This is a genomic window from Blautia sp. AF19-13LB (genome assembly GCF_003479105.1).
Lineage (GTDB): Bacteria > Bacillota > Clostridia > Lachnospirales > Lachnospiraceae > Fusicatenibacter > Fusicatenibacter saccharivorans.
In genome coordinates, this window is record NZ_QUGO01000016.1 from 66,912 (window position 1) to 83,589 (window position 16,678).

The 16,678-nt window shown below is 45.1% G+C and carries 13 protein-coding genes; all 13 read right to left on the minus strand.

The features are described from left to right. Window positions 1-191: 191 nt before the first annotated feature. Window positions 192-1,565 carry an MATE family efflux transporter gene (locus DWX32_RS15100; protein ID WP_118660473.1) on the minus strand — a complete coding sequence of 458 codons (1,374 nt, stop codon included), beginning with the start codon at window positions 1,563-1,565 and terminating at the stop codon, window positions 192-194. Between the two features lie 170 nt (window positions 1,566-1,735). Beyond that, window positions 1,736-2,233: a flavodoxin family protein BilS gene (gene bilS / locus DWX32_RS15105; RefSeq protein WP_055220197.1), complete on the minus strand. Its 498-nt coding sequence runs from the start codon at window positions 2,231-2,233 to the stop codon at window positions 1,736-1,738. Between the two features lie 202 nt (window positions 2,234-2,435). Beyond that, window positions 2,436-2,858, minus strand: a complete 423-nt coding sequence (locus tag DWX32_RS15110; protein WP_055228550.1) for a PPC domain-containing DNA-binding protein — start codon at window positions 2,856-2,858, stop codon at window positions 2,436-2,438. 54 nt (window positions 2,859-2,912) lie between these two features. Beyond that, a complete protein-coding gene (locus DWX32_RS15115) occupies window positions 2,913-3,485 on the minus strand; it encodes a DUF6553 family protein (RefSeq protein WP_118660475.1) in 573 nt (190 codons plus the stop codon). A 119-nt stretch (window positions 3,486-3,604) separates the two neighbouring features. After that, window positions 3,605-4,654: a galactose ABC transporter substrate-binding protein gene (locus tag DWX32_RS15120; RefSeq protein ID WP_305764415.1), complete on the minus strand. Its 1,050-nt coding sequence runs from the start codon at window positions 4,652-4,654 to the stop codon at window positions 3,605-3,607. A gap of 13 nt (window positions 4,655-4,667) precedes the next feature. After that, entirely contained in the window at window positions 4,668-5,618 is a 951-nt protein-coding gene (locus DWX32_RS15125) for a substrate-binding domain-containing protein (protein ID WP_118660477.1), read from the minus strand. Continuing rightward, window positions 5,615-7,450: a cache domain-containing sensor histidine kinase gene (locus DWX32_RS15130; RefSeq protein ID WP_118660479.1), complete on the minus strand. Its 1,836-nt coding sequence runs from the start codon at window positions 7,448-7,450 to the stop codon at window positions 5,615-5,617. Before DWX32_RS15130 ends, DWX32_RS15125 begins: the two co-directional genes overlap by 4 nt. A 23-nt stretch (window positions 7,451-7,473) precedes the next feature. Then, entirely contained in the window at window positions 7,474-9,072 is a 1,599-nt protein-coding gene (locus DWX32_RS15135) for a response regulator (RefSeq protein WP_118660481.1), read from the minus strand. Between the two features lie 250 nt (window positions 9,073-9,322). Further along, entirely contained in the window at window positions 9,323-10,975 is a 1,653-nt protein-coding gene (locus DWX32_RS15140) for a galactose/methyl galactoside ABC transporter permease MglC (RefSeq protein WP_117510117.1), read from the minus strand. 17 nt (window positions 10,976-10,992) lie between these two features. After that, a complete protein-coding gene (locus DWX32_RS15145; protein WP_055228555.1) occupies window positions 10,993-12,501 on the minus strand; it encodes a sugar ABC transporter ATP-binding protein in 1,509 nt (502 codons plus the stop codon). A gap of 147 nt (window positions 12,502-12,648) precedes the next feature. Further along, window positions 12,649-13,953: a substrate-binding domain-containing protein gene (locus DWX32_RS15150; RefSeq protein WP_055220189.1), complete on the minus strand. Its 1,305-nt coding sequence runs from the start codon at window positions 13,951-13,953 to the stop codon at window positions 12,649-12,651. Between the two features lie 343 nt (window positions 13,954-14,296). After that, window positions 14,297-15,658 carry an MATE family efflux transporter gene (locus DWX32_RS15155; protein WP_118660483.1) on the minus strand — a complete coding sequence of 454 codons (1,362 nt, stop codon included), beginning with the start codon at window positions 15,656-15,658 and terminating at the stop codon, window positions 14,297-14,299. Window positions 15,659-15,885: 227 nt separating this feature from the next. After that, window positions 15,886-16,599, minus strand: coding sequence for a metallophosphoesterase (locus DWX32_RS15160; protein WP_117762300.1), 714 nt, complete (start codon window positions 16,597-16,599; stop codon window positions 15,886-15,888). Window positions 16,600-16,678 lie beyond the last annotated feature (79 nt).

Consider the following 16,678-nt stretch of genomic DNA (forward strand, 5'->3'; position numbering starts at 1 on the left):
TCTTTTCATCTACATTCCGATTGTCGTGTGCTGCAAGATTGTTCCGTCCCTCTTCCATCTCTTCTTCGGATGCAAGCTCCTCTTTCCACCAGCTCAGGTGATTGATCCGGTACGGCTTCCAGCCGCGGTCAAAAATCTCATCTCAACGACTCTCTTGCATATGCGCTTTCCTTTTTACCGGAAGAAGATGTTTAGCTCTCCTGTTTCTTTTCTTCTATCAAATGATGATTCAGCCATTTTCCTGATTTGAACCGGATGGTAAAGAGAATGGACCGCAGGCTCCAGTCTGCCGCCATGCCGATCCAGACGGCGATCGGGCCGAATCCCCATACGCGGCACAGATAAATGCAGAGACTCACACGGCACAGCCACATCGTACAGCAGGACGTGATCATGGAGAATTTTACATCCCCGGCAGCCCGCATGCCGTATCCCGGGACAAACGCCATGACCCAGCAGAGCGGCTTTACAATCGTGATAAAGATCATCATCTGCATGCAGAGCTTTGCACTCTCTGCCTCCATACCGCCGATCATCGTAATCGGTTTTGTCAGCACAAATACCAGCAGACAGCTTGCAACGATAACCACTTCTGACAGCCAGCACAGTTTTTTAATATAGTAGATTGCTTCATCCTTCCGGCCCGCGCCGAGACACTGACCGACTACCGTCATCAGTCCGATGCCGACACCAATCGCAGCGACACCGTTCAGGTTCTCAAGGATGTTCGTCATCGCCTGCGCGGCAATGGCAACCGTGCCAAGTGTGGACACAGTGGACTGAATCGCCAGCTTTCCAAACTGGAACATACTGTTCTCGATTCCCGATGGAATACCGATGAACAGTATTTTCTTGATCAAACCAAAGTCCGGCCGAATGGAAAGATACTGCTTCACAAAAATCGGTTTGCTTTCATCCCGAAGCTTCCACAGTACGACAACCGCACAGAAAATACGCGAAATTAAAGTCGAAATCGCGGCTCCTTCGACACCCATGTGGAAGCCGAAAATAAGAATGGCATTTCCGCCGATGTTCATAAAGTTGGAAATCACCGAAATCACCATCGGACTGCGGCTGTTGTTCTGCGCCCGCAGAATGGATGCGCCCGCATCGTAAAGACCGATAAACGGGAATGACAGCAGCGTAAACAGGAAATACACCTGTGAATTTTTCATAACATCCGCTTCCACTGCCCCGAAAATCACGCGCAGCAGCGGAACACGGAAAATCAGACAGCCCGCGGATAATGCGACGGACAAAACTGTCATAACAAAAAGCACCTGTTGTGCCGAACGGATTGCTCCATCCCGTTTTTCGCTTCCAAGATACTGCGAACAGAGAATCGCTCCTCCTGCCGCCAGCGCAGAAAGCGCCTGAATGACTAAGATATTAATGGAATCCACCAGCGAGACTGCCGAAATTGCGGCAGACCCGACATTGCTGACCATCATCGTGTCGACAGTTCCCATCAGGGAAGAAAGCAATTGTTCAATGATGATCGGAATTAAAAGCTTGCGAAGATCCGTGTTACTGTATAAATGAGTTTGTTTTGTTGTAGTTTTCATTGTTTTTGTTTCTGCATGACCTCATCTGCCGGATATGCTTTGCCAGCCCTGCCTTTTCCACACCTTTCTTTTTTCTCTCCATTCTATTCCATTTGACGATCCATTGCAATCATTTCGCGAATTTTGCTCTTATCTAATTATTTTTATCAAGCACAACATACTTTTCTATCTCATAATGACTTTTTCAGTCTTTCCAAATCTTCGCTGTCCGGGTGTGACAAAGCACGGTCAAAATTTTGAATCAGCAGATCAAGATTGGCCGGATGTTCCGGGTTTTCTTTCATTTTCACATACCGTTCACGCACAGACTGCGGCATCTTTCCCTGGCACATATACTCACCGATGACCGTATTGCTTGCATCGATCGACTGTTTGACTTGTCCGAGAATCTTTTCAAAATAGGCATCACTTCCGCCAAATCCAGCTGTTCCAAACAGGAAAATCTTTTTATTTTTTAATTTCGACAACAATTCTAATGTCTTTTGGTCCGCATTCCCTTTGTCCGTCCAAAATCCGATATAGCATACGTCGGATTGCGGTACCTGCGAATCGTTTGTGCCAAAATAATCGCATTTGTCCTTTGGCAACGTTTCATAGATTGCATCAGCCAGCTTCTTTGTATTACCCGTTAAGCTGCAAAACAGGATCGAATAATGTTCTTTTATCATAGCCCCTACACCTCCAGTTCAGGTATTTATGTGGAAAATCCACTTTTTCGTAAATTGTATTATCTCTTCAGATCACATCTCGATTTCGCTTACGCTGCATCCCGATGTTGCTTCTCACTATTTCCTCTCAGGCTTTTAAGTCAAGCGGATATTCGCAATCCGCTTCGCTACTTGCTCATAACCGAATAGCTGCTTTGCAGCTTCAGTTAAACTTAAAAATATTAAGTCCGGTTTCTTCATCATGAACTCTGTCCACTCTTCCGTCAATTACCGTGATGACCAGCTCACAGGTTGCACTGACAATCGCTCTGTTCAGATGTCCTCCAAACACCTCGCCCTTCTGATTTCCGGCACTCATATGAAGATGTGCATAATATTCTCCATCCATTGTATTGATTGTACCTGTCAGTGATGTAATTTCATAATACCCCTGGAAGCTGTTTGAATAATATTTCTTTTCGTCTGTCTTGTATACTCCGACTGTGAAATCATTGATCGCTCCAAGAGCCTGGACACTGGCAAGCTTTATATTCTCCTTTATGGCAATTACCCTCAGCTGCTCCAATATTTCCTCGTCTTTGTCAATCCTTGCTACTATAACATTGTCAAATTTTCTGTATTCCATTTTATTCTCCTTTCTCTTTCCGCCTGCCACTGTTCAGACATTACTGCAATAACCTCAATATTTATTCAGGAAATGCTCCCTGTTCGGATACTCCTGCCGATATGCCCGGAGGGCGGCTTCCCGGAGCAGGGTGAATTCTTTTTCCATGTGAAGCAGGCGTGGCGCCTTGAACGCGATCACACTGATCTGTTCGGCGATTTTTTTCGCGATTCCTTCTTCGGACAATTGTCCCATGCCGAATACCAGAGAGGTAAATCCTCTGCCTCCTCTGCTGACCTGAATAAATTTCAGGAATACATTGTACAGTTCATCTGCAAGAATTTTCTGGTATCCCTCATCTGACTGCATGGCTTCCGCCAGGCACAACGTAGAGAGAATCCGGGCTCCCATCTTTCTTCTGTCGCCTCCCGGATCCAGAGAGGTTCCTTCCGCCAGATACTTCAGTTCCATCAGGCATTTGACAAATTCATCCTTCTGGAGCCTGCGTTGTCCGTATCGGGCCGTCCAGAGCCGAGCCCGGTATTCTTCTTCCCAGGCTTCCTCCTCTCCGATATGTTCTTTTAAGATCTGCTGCCGTTTTGCCGGATCTGTCTCCTGATAAAAATCTTTGGTCCATGTATGTTCCATCTGTTTTTCCTCATTCTGTCAGTCGGATATTCGCAATCCGCTTCGCTGCTTGCTTGATTGGTTTAAAATAAAGACACGTCTTTACTTACTCTTTCTGCCTGCAAACGCAGTCTTCCTGCTTACATTTCGGAGTGGGAAATCGTCTCTTCTGCGTTCAGGTACTCATCGATGTTGCTGCCGTCTACCTTCTGATATTCTGAAAAATAGTACCGGCCTTCTTTCAGGCTTTCCTGGTCAAATTCCTCTCCCTCGAACAGCTCCACTGCCATTTTCGCCATTTTCTTTGCCTGATCCACTCTGTCATTTAGGATGCTGCCCTGCATCTCTCCTGCCTTTACGGCTTCCAGAGCCTCTTCCAGGCCATCAATTCCGAAGATCACCGGCCATTCTTCACGGACATAGCCTGCTTTCCGATAGGCCTCCACAGCCCCAAGTGCCATCTCATCGTTGTTGGACATAACAAGTTCAATCTTTTTTCCGTACTGGCTGATCAGACGGTTCATGCGGTTTTCCGCCTGTCCCCGGTTCCAGTCCGCTAACTGATAACTTAGCTTTTCCAGTATAACATCTTTTTTCATCAGTGTCTTTACGGAATATTCCGTTCTGCTGATGGCATCCTGATGGCCCGCTTCTCCTTCCAGAAGCACATATTGGATCTTTCCGTCCTTGTTTTTATCGACTTCCGGATGGCTGTTGATGTATTCTGCTGCGATCTCACCCTGCATGATCCCGGACTGTTCTGCATCACAGCCCACATAATACAGCTTTTCCCACTGCATCAGGTCTTCTCTTACCGGTTCCCTGTTAAAGAAGATCACAGGAATGTCTTCATTCCTTGCCATTCGGATGATCCGGGACGGAGCTGTCCGGTCCACAAGATTGATACAGAGCACATCACAGCCGGCATCAATCATCTCTTCCACCTTTTCGTTCTGTTCCTGCTGATCGTCGTTTCCGCTTTTTGTCGATACGATAATCCTTCGTTCTTTGTTTTCCATGGCTTTCAGCTGCGCCTTCAGTTCATCCGTCAGTCCATTGATAAAAGGATCATCCTGCGTGTAGGTTATCACTCCGACCCGCAGGGTTTTCTCTGTCTGGTCCGACTTGCCGGAACACCCCGACAGCACAAGCACCGCACTCCCTATCGTGGCAGATAATAATACTGCCACCCTTCTTTTCTTTTTATTCATAGGAATATAAAAACCTTTCTAAATCTTCGTCCATAGAGAAATTTTCCTTGCCAAGTACCTGATATTCGGTTATATATCCTTGCATTTTATAAGACCTGTGCTCGATCCTTTTGGTTATTTCTTCCACACTTTTATAGCCGATTTCATATCCGTCCGGCACAGCCAGCCCCTGAATGTTTCCGTTATCCAGAAGTGCAATCGTCTTCAGACTGTAACCCACTCCATAGAGCTCCGCGCCCTCGTATGTTCCATTTTCTGCCTGCTCTCCAAACTCTTCCAATATTCCTGCATCCAGGATGACAAGAGCATCCGCCTCTGTTTCCTTCTTCATCCGCTCCACAATGTCCTGTTCTTTTCTCCGGTAAATACACCAGCCGATCTTGCTTTCGCTGCCTTCCAGCGCCTCGTTCAATCCACAAATCTCCGCCTGTACAGCCTCGGACATTTTCCAGTCGGCGATAATTCCGATCTTCTGCTTTTTTGTTCTCAGCCGTTCTCCCAGCCATCTTCCGATCTCCCGGTAATCCGGCTGGATCGTGGGACTGGCAGTTTTCCCTTCTTTTACCGCCAGACCATCTGCAATCAGCAGATACGGTTTATTTCCACACTCTTTTTTCAGCATATTTTCCGTCTCATGACCGGGTGCCGGATATATGATAAAGCCATCAATATCGTTGTCCTTCTGTTCCCTGATAAATTCTCTTTCCGCCTCCGGCCCGTCGATCTCTTCCGTATTGCAGATGATCATATGAACGTTGTTCTCTGCCGCAGCCTGCTTCATTCCCTTGATCAGGGCATCCCAGCGTTTGTCACCGGACTCCGGAAGAATCACCGCAATCCGGGGCTCTGCTACGTTCTGATCGAAAATTTTCCATACAAAGAATACTGCCAGCAGCAGCAAAAGAAACTCAATTATAAGAAATTTCATTCTGTTCTTTTTCATCTGCCCGGTCTCCTTTGTATGTATTTTTGTAATTCCAATGCTTCTGCGTTTTCCGGTGTATATGGGATTGCCGGAATACGGATCGTAACCCTTGTTCCTTCGTCCGGTTCACTTTCTATGGAAAGTCCGTATTCTTCTCCAAACATCAGCCGGATTCTGGAATGCACATTGATCACACCCACGCCGGAACCGTGCTTCGGAACCTTGCTGTTATCCGTCAGAATATTTTCCAGGACTTCTTCCCGCATGCCCATCCCATTGTCTTCGATGGTGATCAGAATGTCCTCGTCTTTCTTTTTTCCGCTGACGATGATCATGCCGCCATCATCCTCATCCATATTGCCAACGCCATAATAGATGGCATTTTCCAGGATAGGCTGGATCACCAGCTTTACAATGCAGTAGTTTTCAATCTCTTCCTCAATCCGGAATTCTGTTTTAAATCGCTCTTTGTACCGGGCCAGCTGGATATTCATATAGCTTCTGCTGTGCTGCAGCTCATCCTTAATGGGAATGATGGTCTTACCGCGGGATAGACTGACACGAAGTAATTTTGCCAGTTCAGAAATCATACGAACCGCTGCTTCATTTTCCTGGGCTTCCACCATCCACGTGATGGATTCCAGTGTATTATACAGAAAATGGGGGTTGATCTGGCTTTGCAGGGCATCCAGTTCACTTTTTCTTCGTTCATTTTGCTGCCGGATGATCTCGTCCATCAGTTTTTCGATCTGTTCATAGGACTTCTGCACAGAATGTCCCAGATGGCGGATCTCCGAGGAGCCGCCGATATAGATATCCGGTTTTCCTCCTGCCTCATGGGCCTTGACGGAAGCATCCAGCTCCCGGATCGGTTTGGATATCTTCCGGGATACCAGCTGATTTCCCTCCAAAAGCATGACCAGAAGAACCAGAATCGTGGCAAATACATAGTAACGGAAGTTCTTGTAGTTTGCCGCCTGCACGCTCTCTGGCACAACACCGATCATCTTCCAGCCTGTATAGGCTACGCTGCCGACGATCACGGTCTCGTTCTGACCGCCGGAACGTATCTCGTAGGTTCCGTCCTCGTATTTTGCCGCGTCCAGACTGTTTTCTTCAAATAATCCGCGGTTTAACTCCGTTCCCCGTGGATGATAGATCATCTCTCCGTCCTGACTGGTCAGATAATAGTAGATTCCGCCGGAACAGTCATTGATCTGTTTCATCACGTCCCTGATCACAGAATATTTCATATCCAGCAAAAGAATACCTGTTTCCGGTGTCTCTCCCTTGTTGACATCTACATACCTGCTCAGGGAAACGACCCATTGGTACCGATAGGATCCATCCTCAAACAGCTCCTGGATATGCGGTGTGGAAAAGTGTATATTTTCAATGGCATCTTCCGCATTTTTGTACCATTCCTGTGTCTGCACCTTCACGTTTTTCTTTTCTGCCGCCACCGGCTCCGATGCGATCAGATTTCCTTTGGGATCATACAACGCCAGGCTCTGAATCTTATCGGAATTGGTCTCATAGAGCAGACTGAACTGCTCCGAGAATTCCCGGCTGGATATATCAAACTGCTGGACTACGTTGTAGTTTGCCCCGTTTATAATCTGCCGGATATCCAGCAGGTCTGCATCTAACCGGTCCACGGTAGCCTCTACAGTAGCTTCCGTGTTGTCCACTGCTGTTTTTTCCAATGCCAGCTTGAATCGATGGTAAAGCAGCAATCCCATTACAATGATCGTAACCAGTGAAATCGCCATAAGGACAGACAGGATAATCGACTGTATGTTAAATACGATGTTCTTCCTGGAATCCGGCTTTCTTTTTCTATCTTTCATGTATTTTCCCTTTCACCTGTTCCCTATTTTCCGGAAGCTCTGTATTTGGAAGGGGAAACACCGAATTTCTTTTTGAATACATAGCTGAAGTAGTTCGCATCCTGATATCCCACTTTTTCTGCGATCTTATAGCTTTTTTCATCGGTGTTCAGCACCATTTCTTCTGCCCTGTCCATTCGGTAATCGGTAAGATAGGAGACGAAGGACTGACCGGTTTCCTTTTTAAAGATGGACGAAAAGTAAGAATTGGACACACCAAGATCTGCGCACACATCATCCAGCGAGAGCGCCGGTTCCATATATCTGTCTTTTACGATGTTCTGTGCATCGGTGATGATCCGTCTGGAGGTACTGTTTCTGGTACTTCTCAGTTTTTCGCTGATCGCCATAGACATATTGATGATCCAGTTTGTCATAGAGCTTTCATCCAGCTGAGTCACTCTTTCGTAAAGATTCTGTACATTTCCGGAAATTTCATTGAAATCCATGGAATTATTGGCACAGAATTTGAAAAATCCGCTGACAATCTCCATGGTAGCCAGATTGTACTGGCTGATGGTGGCTGCATTCTTATGGAGCTTTTCTGTCTCCTTGATGGCTTCTTTCCGGATCTTCTCCTGATCCCCTACATGGATGGCACGAAACAGCTCCTGCATCCTTGTCTCTTCTAAGGGAACCGCCTTTTTTGACTCTTTGGGAACGATCTCCGCGATATTGATGGCTCTTTTCGTTCCGTACAGGACACGGTAGGATACCGCCTCTCTGGCTCCCTCGTAGGAAATACTGATATCGTACAGACTGTTGCAGACGGTTCCGATCCCTGCGGTAACCGCCGCCCCCATAATTCTCCATGCCCAGCGGCAGAACCGGTCACACTTGTCCGTCAATTGAGCTATCTCATCTTCTGAATGGAGTTCCATAATCAGAATGGTATTACCCATATAGATGAACTCCTGGCAATTACAGTTCTCCATCAGCCGCTGTTTGATCTCCCGCTCCACGGACATGGATAACAATAAGGGATTCATGCCATCCGGCACATCATTTTCCGATGTATGAAAAATCATGCAGCAAAACAAAGGTCCCTTCATATCCACCCGATAGTCCAAAAGGAATCGTTCATAATCCTCTTCTCTGACCCTTCCCTCGATCAGGGAAATAAAGAAATTGGACTGCAGCTTTGGTAAAACCTCCTGGAAATAGTCTTCCAGTTTTTTTACATTTAACTTTTCTTCCCGTTCCCTGTCCAGTGTTGTTTTCAGCTTCATCAGGCTCTCTGACAGCTCGGTGGCGCTGATGGGTTTCAGCATATATTCCTTAATCTCCAGATGGACGGCCTCTTTCGCATACTCGAATTCGTCAAAGCCGGTGCAAAGCATAATGTAAATATTAGGATAGTCCTGGTTCAGCTTTCTTGCCAGCTCCAGTCCATCCATATAAGGCATCTTAATGTCCGTCAGCACCACATCAGGCTGAAGTTTTTCCACCAGCTCCAAAGCCTTCACGCCGTTGGTGGCACTTCCCACTACGTCAAATCCCAGATCATTCCAATGGATCTTTTTTTTCATAACATCGATGACCTCTACTTCATCATCGACAAGAATCACTTTATATTGTTCCATCCTTATCCTCCTGTTTTGCGGAGCATATTATTATTCCTTTATTATAGCAGAAGATTGCTCTCTGCTGAATGAATAGTTACAAAAATTTTTGCCAAAACAGAACAAAAGACCGCCCTGGTCATCCATCGGACGACCGGGCTGTCTTATATTCTATCTGTTTATGAAGATGTTGGAATCAAAAGTTTTTCTGACCCCTTTGATACCAGATTGCTACGTGCTTTGCACTCCTGGTATCTTTATGAATGTCTCATTATTTTTTCTGTACATATTTCAGACAGTCAAGTGTTACGGCTGCCAGGATAATGATACCTTCGAAGATGAACTGAAGGTTAGTATCAATACCAAGAATTGTCAGTGCGTATGTCAGGGAGGTAAAGATCAGCACACCGGTTACAACTCCGGAGATCTTACCGATACCACCGGTAAAGGATACACCACCAACTACGCAGGCTGCGATGGCATCCATATCCCATCCCTGTCCGTAAGCTGCACTACCGGAACCAACCATACGGTTACATTCCAGCCAGGAACCGAAGCCATACAGGATACCTGCCAGCATAAATGCTCCCATTGTTACTTTAAATACAGAGATACCGGATACTGCTGCCGCTTCCGGGTTTCCACCTACCGCATACAGGTTTTTGCCAAAAGTTGTTTTGTTCCAGATAAACCATACAATGGCAACTGCTGCAACAGCCCACAGAATGATGGTCGGGAATTTTCCGATCTGCGGAATGAAAGTATTCGGGATGGCAGAATCAATCGCACCGAAGGATACACCCTTGGTCGCATAGGTAACCAGACCGAAGATGATCAGCATGTTCGCCATGGTAGAGATAAACGGATGCATTTTGAATCTCGCCATGAAGAATCCGGCAATCATGGCAAATGCTGTCGTAAGGATTACACACATTAACAGTGCAAACAGTGCTTTCGCTGTAGCAGGCATAGCGGAGAAGTCAAATACATGTCCGAATACAGCACCTGTATTGATTCCGTTATGCATGATGATGGTTGCTGTAACCATACCCATACCAACCATACGTCCCACGGAAAGGTCGGTACCTGTTAACAGGATCAGACCGGCAACACCAAGTGCAAGGAACATACGCGGGGATGCCTGCTGTAAGATATTCAGGATGTTGGTAACAGTCAGCAGCTGTGTATTTTTAACGATCGGTGTGATGATACACAGTGCGATGAAGATCAGAATGATTACGATATACAGACCGTTTTTGTACAGGAACTGAGATAAATCGAAGGTATATCTGTAATTTTCCAATTTCTGTATTCTCTGCTGCGGGAATGTAAATTTGGAAGCCCGCAACAGGTCGATCAGGTGATATTTATGCATGAATGCTTCATGTCTTCTGTCCTTGATCTCCTGAAGCTTCGATTCGTGAGCCATCTGTGCATCAAACAATTTATTTTTGAGCACATATTTCTCAGCCTTAATCTCTTCTGCATCCTTCAGAGAAGCAACCTTTTTCTGATGCTCGCTCTTTAGATCTGCTTTGACCTTCTCATATCTGCTGTTTTCTTCTGCTTTTGCAGCTTTGCAGCTTTTGTTTACTACGTCGTAATAATCCTTTTTGTAATGCGCGGCCAGATAGCTTTCTGCCTCTGCGATCAGCTTTTTGATTTCTTCTTTGTTGTCTGCTTCTACTTTTTTTGCATTTTCCAGCTCTTTTTTGCTGTTTTCAATGATCTTATCTCTCTGTGTTGCGGATAAGTTCTTGTTTTCTTTTGCGATTGCGATCTGTTTTTTCAGATCGCTCACTTTGTCAAAGCCGTCTGCACGTAATGCATCGATTTTTTTCTGGATTTCTTCCACATATTCATCGATCGGCTTCAAAAGCTTTGCTTCTTCTTCCGACGAAATAATAACGCTGTTTTCTGCCATTTCCAATTTTCCTCCTGTTACAGGTATTTAGCACTGAGTCTCAATAATTCTTCCTGGTTTGTTTCTTTGGTATTTACGATTCCGGCCAGACGTCCGTTAGACATAACACCGATTCGGTTGGTAATACCAAGAATCTCCGGCATTTCGGAAGAAACAACGATGATTGTTTTTCCCTGTTTCGCCATATTGATAATCAGTTCATAAATTTCATATTTTGCTCCAACATCGATTCCTCGTGTCGGGTCATCCATCATGAATACGCTCGGTGAACGTTCCAGCCATTTACCAAAGATAACCTTCTGCTGATTACCACCGGAAAGGTTGGCGATCATATCATCCGGTCCCATACATTTTGTATGCATGATCTTGATTTCTTCAGCCGTTGCACGCACCATCTTGTCATGCGATAATGCGACTCCGCTCTTATAATGCTTCATGTTTGCAATGGTAGTATTGAATGTAATATCGCCCTTCAGGAACAGACCATTGGCTTTTCTTTCCTCTGTAATCAGAGCAAATCCGTGATCCATAGCATCTTTCGGGGAGGAGAAGTTCAGTACTTTTCCATCATATACGATATTTCCTTCTGCTTTTGTACGAATTCCGAAGATTGTCTCCAGAAGTTCCGTACGACCGGCACCAACCAGACCATAGAATCCGAAAATTTCTCCTTTTTTGATATCAAAAGAGATGTTCTGCAGTTTCGGTGCATATTTTGTTGATATATTCTGTACGGAGAGAATGGTTTCTCCCGGTGTGTTGTCCACAGGCGGAAATCTGTTGTCCAGAGAACGTCCAACCATAGCGGCGATCAGTTCGTTCATATCCGTTTCTTTACTTGGCTTGGTCATGACCAGGCTTCCGTCTCGCAGTACGGATATTTCGTCACAGATTTCAAATATTTCATCCATTTTATGTGAAATGTAGATCAGAGCAATTCCCTGCGCCTTCAGCTGACGCATCATCTTAAAGAGTTTTTCAACCTCTGGTGCAGTCAGGGATGATGTAGGTTCATCCAGTACAATGACTTTGGAATGATAGGAAATCGCTTTTGCGATCTCACACATCTGTCTCTGAGATACAGACATTTTCTTCATTGGCTGCGTCAGATCAACTGTAATTCCCAGTTTTCTGAACAGGTCTGATGTTTCTTTTTTCATTCTTCCTTCGTCGATCACTCCAACGGAATTCTTTGGGTATCTTCCAAGGAACATGTTATCTACAACACTTCTTTCAAGACACTGGTTCAACTCCTGGTGTACCATTGCCACTCCGTTTTCCAGTGCATCCTTCGGACCGGAGAAATTCACTTCTTTTCCGTCCAATACGATGGTTCCTTCATCTTTCTGATAGGTTCCAAAGAGGCATTTCATCATTGTCGATTTTCCGGCACCGTTTTCACCCATCAGTCCCATAATGGTTCCAGGTTTGACATTCATGCTGATATGTTTCAGAACCTTATTTCTACCGAACGATTTGCTCATGCCGTTAATCGATAAGATATATTTATTCTTATCATCTGTCATAGCTGCGCTTCCTTTTCTTAATAAAGAAGGGTATCATTGCTGACACCCCTCTATAATTTCATTCATTTACGGTAACAATTCAGAGACCTCATCTCGATTTCGCATGGCTCCGAATCGTTACCATTTACACTCTTATTCTGTCTCAAATTATTTGGAGAGAAGTGATGTATATGCTGCTGCATTATCGGTCTTAACCATGTTAATTGCAAAAGCATCATACTCGCTCGGGTTTCCAAGACGGTTTGTGATATTGGACTCTGTCTGTCCGTCTCCACCGATGTAATCTACCTTCAGGTTCAGCAGATCATCATATTTCTCCAGCAGTGGCTGATAGGTAGAGCTCAGGAAGTTATCCGATGCGTTGTAGATATTCAGCCATACTTTTTTGGATGGGCTCTTGCTTTCATCCAGCTGTTTTGCAACTTTATCGTAAACTTTTGTGGAATCTGTGAAATCGTTGTAGTTATCGGCTGTTACAGCAATATTTAATGCGTAGTAAGATCTCTCTTCTTCGCTGTATCTGTAATCTTCACCCTCTGTCAGGCAGTTGCCGGCTTCATCTGCTGTACCGATACCGGTATCAATGTCTACACCGTCCAGTGCGTTACGCAGAACTCTCAGTGTCAGGTAAGCCTGAACGTCTGCATGCTGAGAAATTGTTCCGCCATATCCTTCACCGATTGCTGCTACAGCATCGCTGTTTGCATCGTAACCAAAGGTAGGAACTTTGTTGTCTTTTGCCCATGCATTGAACATTGACATTCCCATACCATCGTTGTTGGAAACTACAACATCGATCTGATCACCGAAGGAAGCTGTCCATGTTCCGATCGCGTTACCAGCTGTTGCAGCATCCCATGTTGCACCTGCTGAGTTTTTCATTTCCTGAGAAGCCAGCTCACGGATGGTATATGTTTTTCCGTCTACATCCAGAGTTGCATCCTGCACAACCTTTGCTTTTCCGTCTACGTTTGTTCCGGCCGGTGTAGAATCTACTCCGCCGTCTGCATCTACACCTGTTCCAAGTGCGGAACGAACACCACGTGTACGGGCGATAGAATCGTTATGTCCGATATCACCGATTGCCAGAACATATCCGATTACGCCGTCACCGTTTCTGTCGATCGTGTCTGCGTTTTTCTTAATGTAATCCAGAACCATCTGTCCCTGCAGTTCAGCACCCTGGTTTGCATCGAAACCTACGTAATACGTATTTCCGTTGAAATTCAGAGCATCTTTGTCCAGTTCGCCGGTAGCACTGCTGGATGGCTGACGGTTGAACCAGCACAGAGGTTTGTCCTTGTTTTCTACGCTTCCGCCCGTTGATGCCGTAGAATCTGCTGTTTCTGTTTTCTGGGTAGAATCTTTAGACTCTGATGGGGATCCTCCACAGCCAGCCATGGATACTGCCATAGCTACTGCCATAATTGCTGCTAATGCTTTTCTTTTCATTTTTATTCCTCCCGTTTGGTGATTTTGCTAGATTCGCTTCGTTCCTAGCTGATGAATTCATTATAATCACAAGCGGTCTGAAAAAAAATAGAATATTTTTGGATTAGTTATTGAAATTTTTGGTTATTTCTTGTCGTAATTCCCCAAAACTCCAAGAATCATGCAAAAAAGCAGTCCCACAGAGCGCAAATTACCGCATGACAGATTTTTGTCGTACCTCGGGTACGCCTTCCCATCTGTTTCCTGTAGTTTGCGTTCTGCAGCACTGCTTTTTTTGTATTATTTCTTACTTATGCTTTAAGCGGGGTAAGAGATCTAAAATCCTCTTGCAGGCGAGACTGTATCAGCTTTCTGACGTTTTAGCATCTTTATATTTTCGTATCAGAATCATATAGCTTATGATCAGTAAAACAGCCGCACTGCTCCATGCACAGATCTCGGCATAGTATATTCCATCTTCGCCGATCCATTTCGGCAGCAGCAGCGCAACGCTGACACGCATCACAAATTCTGCAATGCCGCTGGCAAGCGGAATCAAAGTATTGCCCAGCCCCTGGATCGCGGAACGATACACATGCAGCAAATACAGTATCCACAAAAAGACAGCCATGATAAACAAATACTTATATGCAATATCTAACACCTGTCGGATCTGCTCCGGTTCACCGGATACAAACAGAGACAATATATTACGCCCAATCAGCACCATCATACCGGAAATGAAAACAGAAGTGAGCACTGCCATATACGTACCGCTGCGCACACCTTTTCGGATTCTCTGATATTTCTTTGCGCCAAGATTCTGCCCTACATACGTTGTAATCGCATATCCATAGGAAACGGCTGCCATCTCCAAAATTCCATACAGCTTGTTCGTTGCCGTAAATCCGGCTACAAACAGAAAGCCAAAGCCATTGATCACATACTGCACCGTAAGTCCTCCCACAGAAATGATCACGTTCTGTATGGCAAGAGGAGTCCCCAGCTTCAAAAGCCGCAGACTCATAGACGGCTGCCTGTAAAAATCCTCCTTTTCCAGTCGGATATCCCTGATTTTCCGTAATACAAGCAGACAGTACAAGGCTGAAAATCCCTGTGCAATAACGGTCGCCACGGCTGCTCCGGCTACGCCCCAGCCAAAAACTGCCACAAACAGCAGGTCAAGTCCCACATTGATCACTGCTGCCACGGTCATTGCAATCAATGGAGATCTGCTGTTTCCAAGTGCCCTTAAGATCGCCGCAAAGATATTATAGGCAGCTATAATCGGGACTCCCGCAAAAATCAGCCGTAAATATAGCATCGTCAGATCAATAACATTATCCGGTGTCTGCAAAAATAAAAGAACGTGATAAACTGCGCCTTCACTTACTGCAAGTACAATCACAGACAGTAATGCTGTCATAATATAGCTTTTCGCCACCGCACATTTCAGATTTTCCTTTTCCCCTGCTCCATAGTACTGCGATACAAGAATCGAAAAGCCCTGTGTGATACCTGTCATGATGCCCAGCACCAGCCAGACCAGCCAGTCTCCGGCGCCTACTGCCGCCAACGCTTCTACTCCTACCACCTGGCCAACAATCATGGTGTCCGCCATCGTATAAAACTGCTGGAAAATATTTCCGAGCATCAGTGGTATGGCAAACGTTATGATCAGTTTTCCGGGGGATCCCGCAGTCATATTCTTTTCATTTGTTCCCATAAGATTAAGAAGCTCCTTTTCTCTCTTTTCCTCCTGCCCGCTATTTTACAGGGGACCCTTGCGAAACACAATTCTATTTTTTCACAAAGTTTTTCCGATATTTTTGGTGGCTATTACTTTCTTTTGAGGTAAAAAGAGATTTTCGTTGGTTTTCCATTACAGAGTATGAAAAAGAAGCAGCGTATTTGAGACGCAGACATAATATGCATCCAATTACGTATCGGATTCTACATCTTAATTCCGCAGTATTCCCATGTCACTGTATCGAGCAAGAGGAACTCCTCCGTTCCAATCGGCTTTCCATCTCTGTAAGTTGAAAACACATCCGTGCTAATCAGATTTCCCTCTTTCGTAATTGCATCCATAGGTGTATGGCCTACAACCTGCAACAACTTACGTGGCTTATATAATCTCATTTTTGAATGCTGTGGTCTCAGCCAGATCGGCGATGCATCATTCCACATCTCGATTCTTCCGAGCTGATTAATCGTCTCTAGCACAGCATCCACATCATTATATTTTGCTCGCGGAACATATTCCTCTACAAAGAAATTCAGTACGCCTCCATGAGAAAAGAGAACATTGTCTATTCTCTGAACATATTTAATGGGATTATCTTCTGGAACAGCCTCTCGCAAATCCAACAACTTTCTTTGCACTGTCAGTGAAGCCATGGAGCTATAACCGCTCTCCAGACAATGCCACAGATAACTCAAATCGTGATTCCCGTAGCACCAGGCTGTTTCCGGAAATGCTTTTGCAAACCGAATAGCCTCATCATAAGTTTCTTCATAAAGTCCGACATTATATTGCTTGTCCCAATCATCAGGGATGTCCATCAGACATACCGCTCGATCGGCAATTCCCTGATGCATAAGAGCTGTAGCCTGTTTAAACATCTGCGGTTTAAGATGAACATCAGGAATTACTAATATCTTCATACCATCATACCTTCTTATACTAACCTTCCTTTTTCGCTACAGAAGCAAAATAGGTATACTTATTTCTTGCCTGTGATTC

Excerpts from the sequence above, each read along its gene's own strand:
- DWX32_RS15100 (WP_118660473.1), bottom strand. The coding sequence starts at position 1,565 with ATGAAAACTACAACAAAACAAACTCATTTATACAGTAACACGGATCTT.
- bilS (WP_055220197.1), bottom strand. The coding sequence starts at position 2,233 with ATGATAAAAGAACATTATTCGATCCTGTTTTGCAGCTTAACGGGTAAT.
- DWX32_RS15110 (WP_055228550.1), bottom strand. The coding sequence starts at position 2,858 with ATGGAATACAGAAAATTTGACAATGTTATAGTAGCAAGGATTGACAAA.
- DWX32_RS15115 (WP_118660475.1), bottom strand. The coding sequence starts at position 3,485 with ATGGAACATACATGGACCAAAGATTTTTATCAGGAGACAGATCCGGCA.
- DWX32_RS15125 (WP_118660477.1), bottom strand. The coding sequence starts at position 5,618 with ATGAAAAAGAACAGAATGAAATTTCTTATAATTGAGTTTCTTTTGCTG.
- DWX32_RS15130 (WP_118660479.1), bottom strand. The coding sequence starts at position 7,450 with ATGAAAGATAGAAAAAGAAAGCCGGATTCCAGGAAGAACATCGTATTT.
- DWX32_RS15135 (WP_118660481.1), bottom strand. The coding sequence starts at position 9,072 with ATGGAACAATATAAAGTGATTCTTGTCGATGATGAAGTAGAGGTCATC.
- DWX32_RS15140 (WP_117510117.1), bottom strand. The coding sequence starts at position 10,975 with ATGGCAGAAAACAGCGTTATTATTTCGTCGGAAGAAGAAGCAAAGCTT.
- DWX32_RS15145 (WP_055228555.1), bottom strand. The coding sequence starts at position 12,501 with ATGACAGATGATAAGAATAAATATATCTTATCGATTAACGGCATGAGC.
- DWX32_RS15150 (WP_055220189.1), bottom strand. The coding sequence starts at position 13,953 with ATGAAAAGAAAAGCATTAGCAGCAATTATGGCAGTAGCTATGGCAGTA.
- DWX32_RS15155 (WP_118660483.1), bottom strand. The coding sequence starts at position 15,658 with ATGGGAACAAATGAAAAGAATATGACTGCGGGATCCCCCGGAAAACTG.
- DWX32_RS15160 (WP_117762300.1), bottom strand. The coding sequence starts at position 16,599 with ATGAAGATATTAGTAATTCCTGATGTTCATCTTAAACCGCAGATGTTT.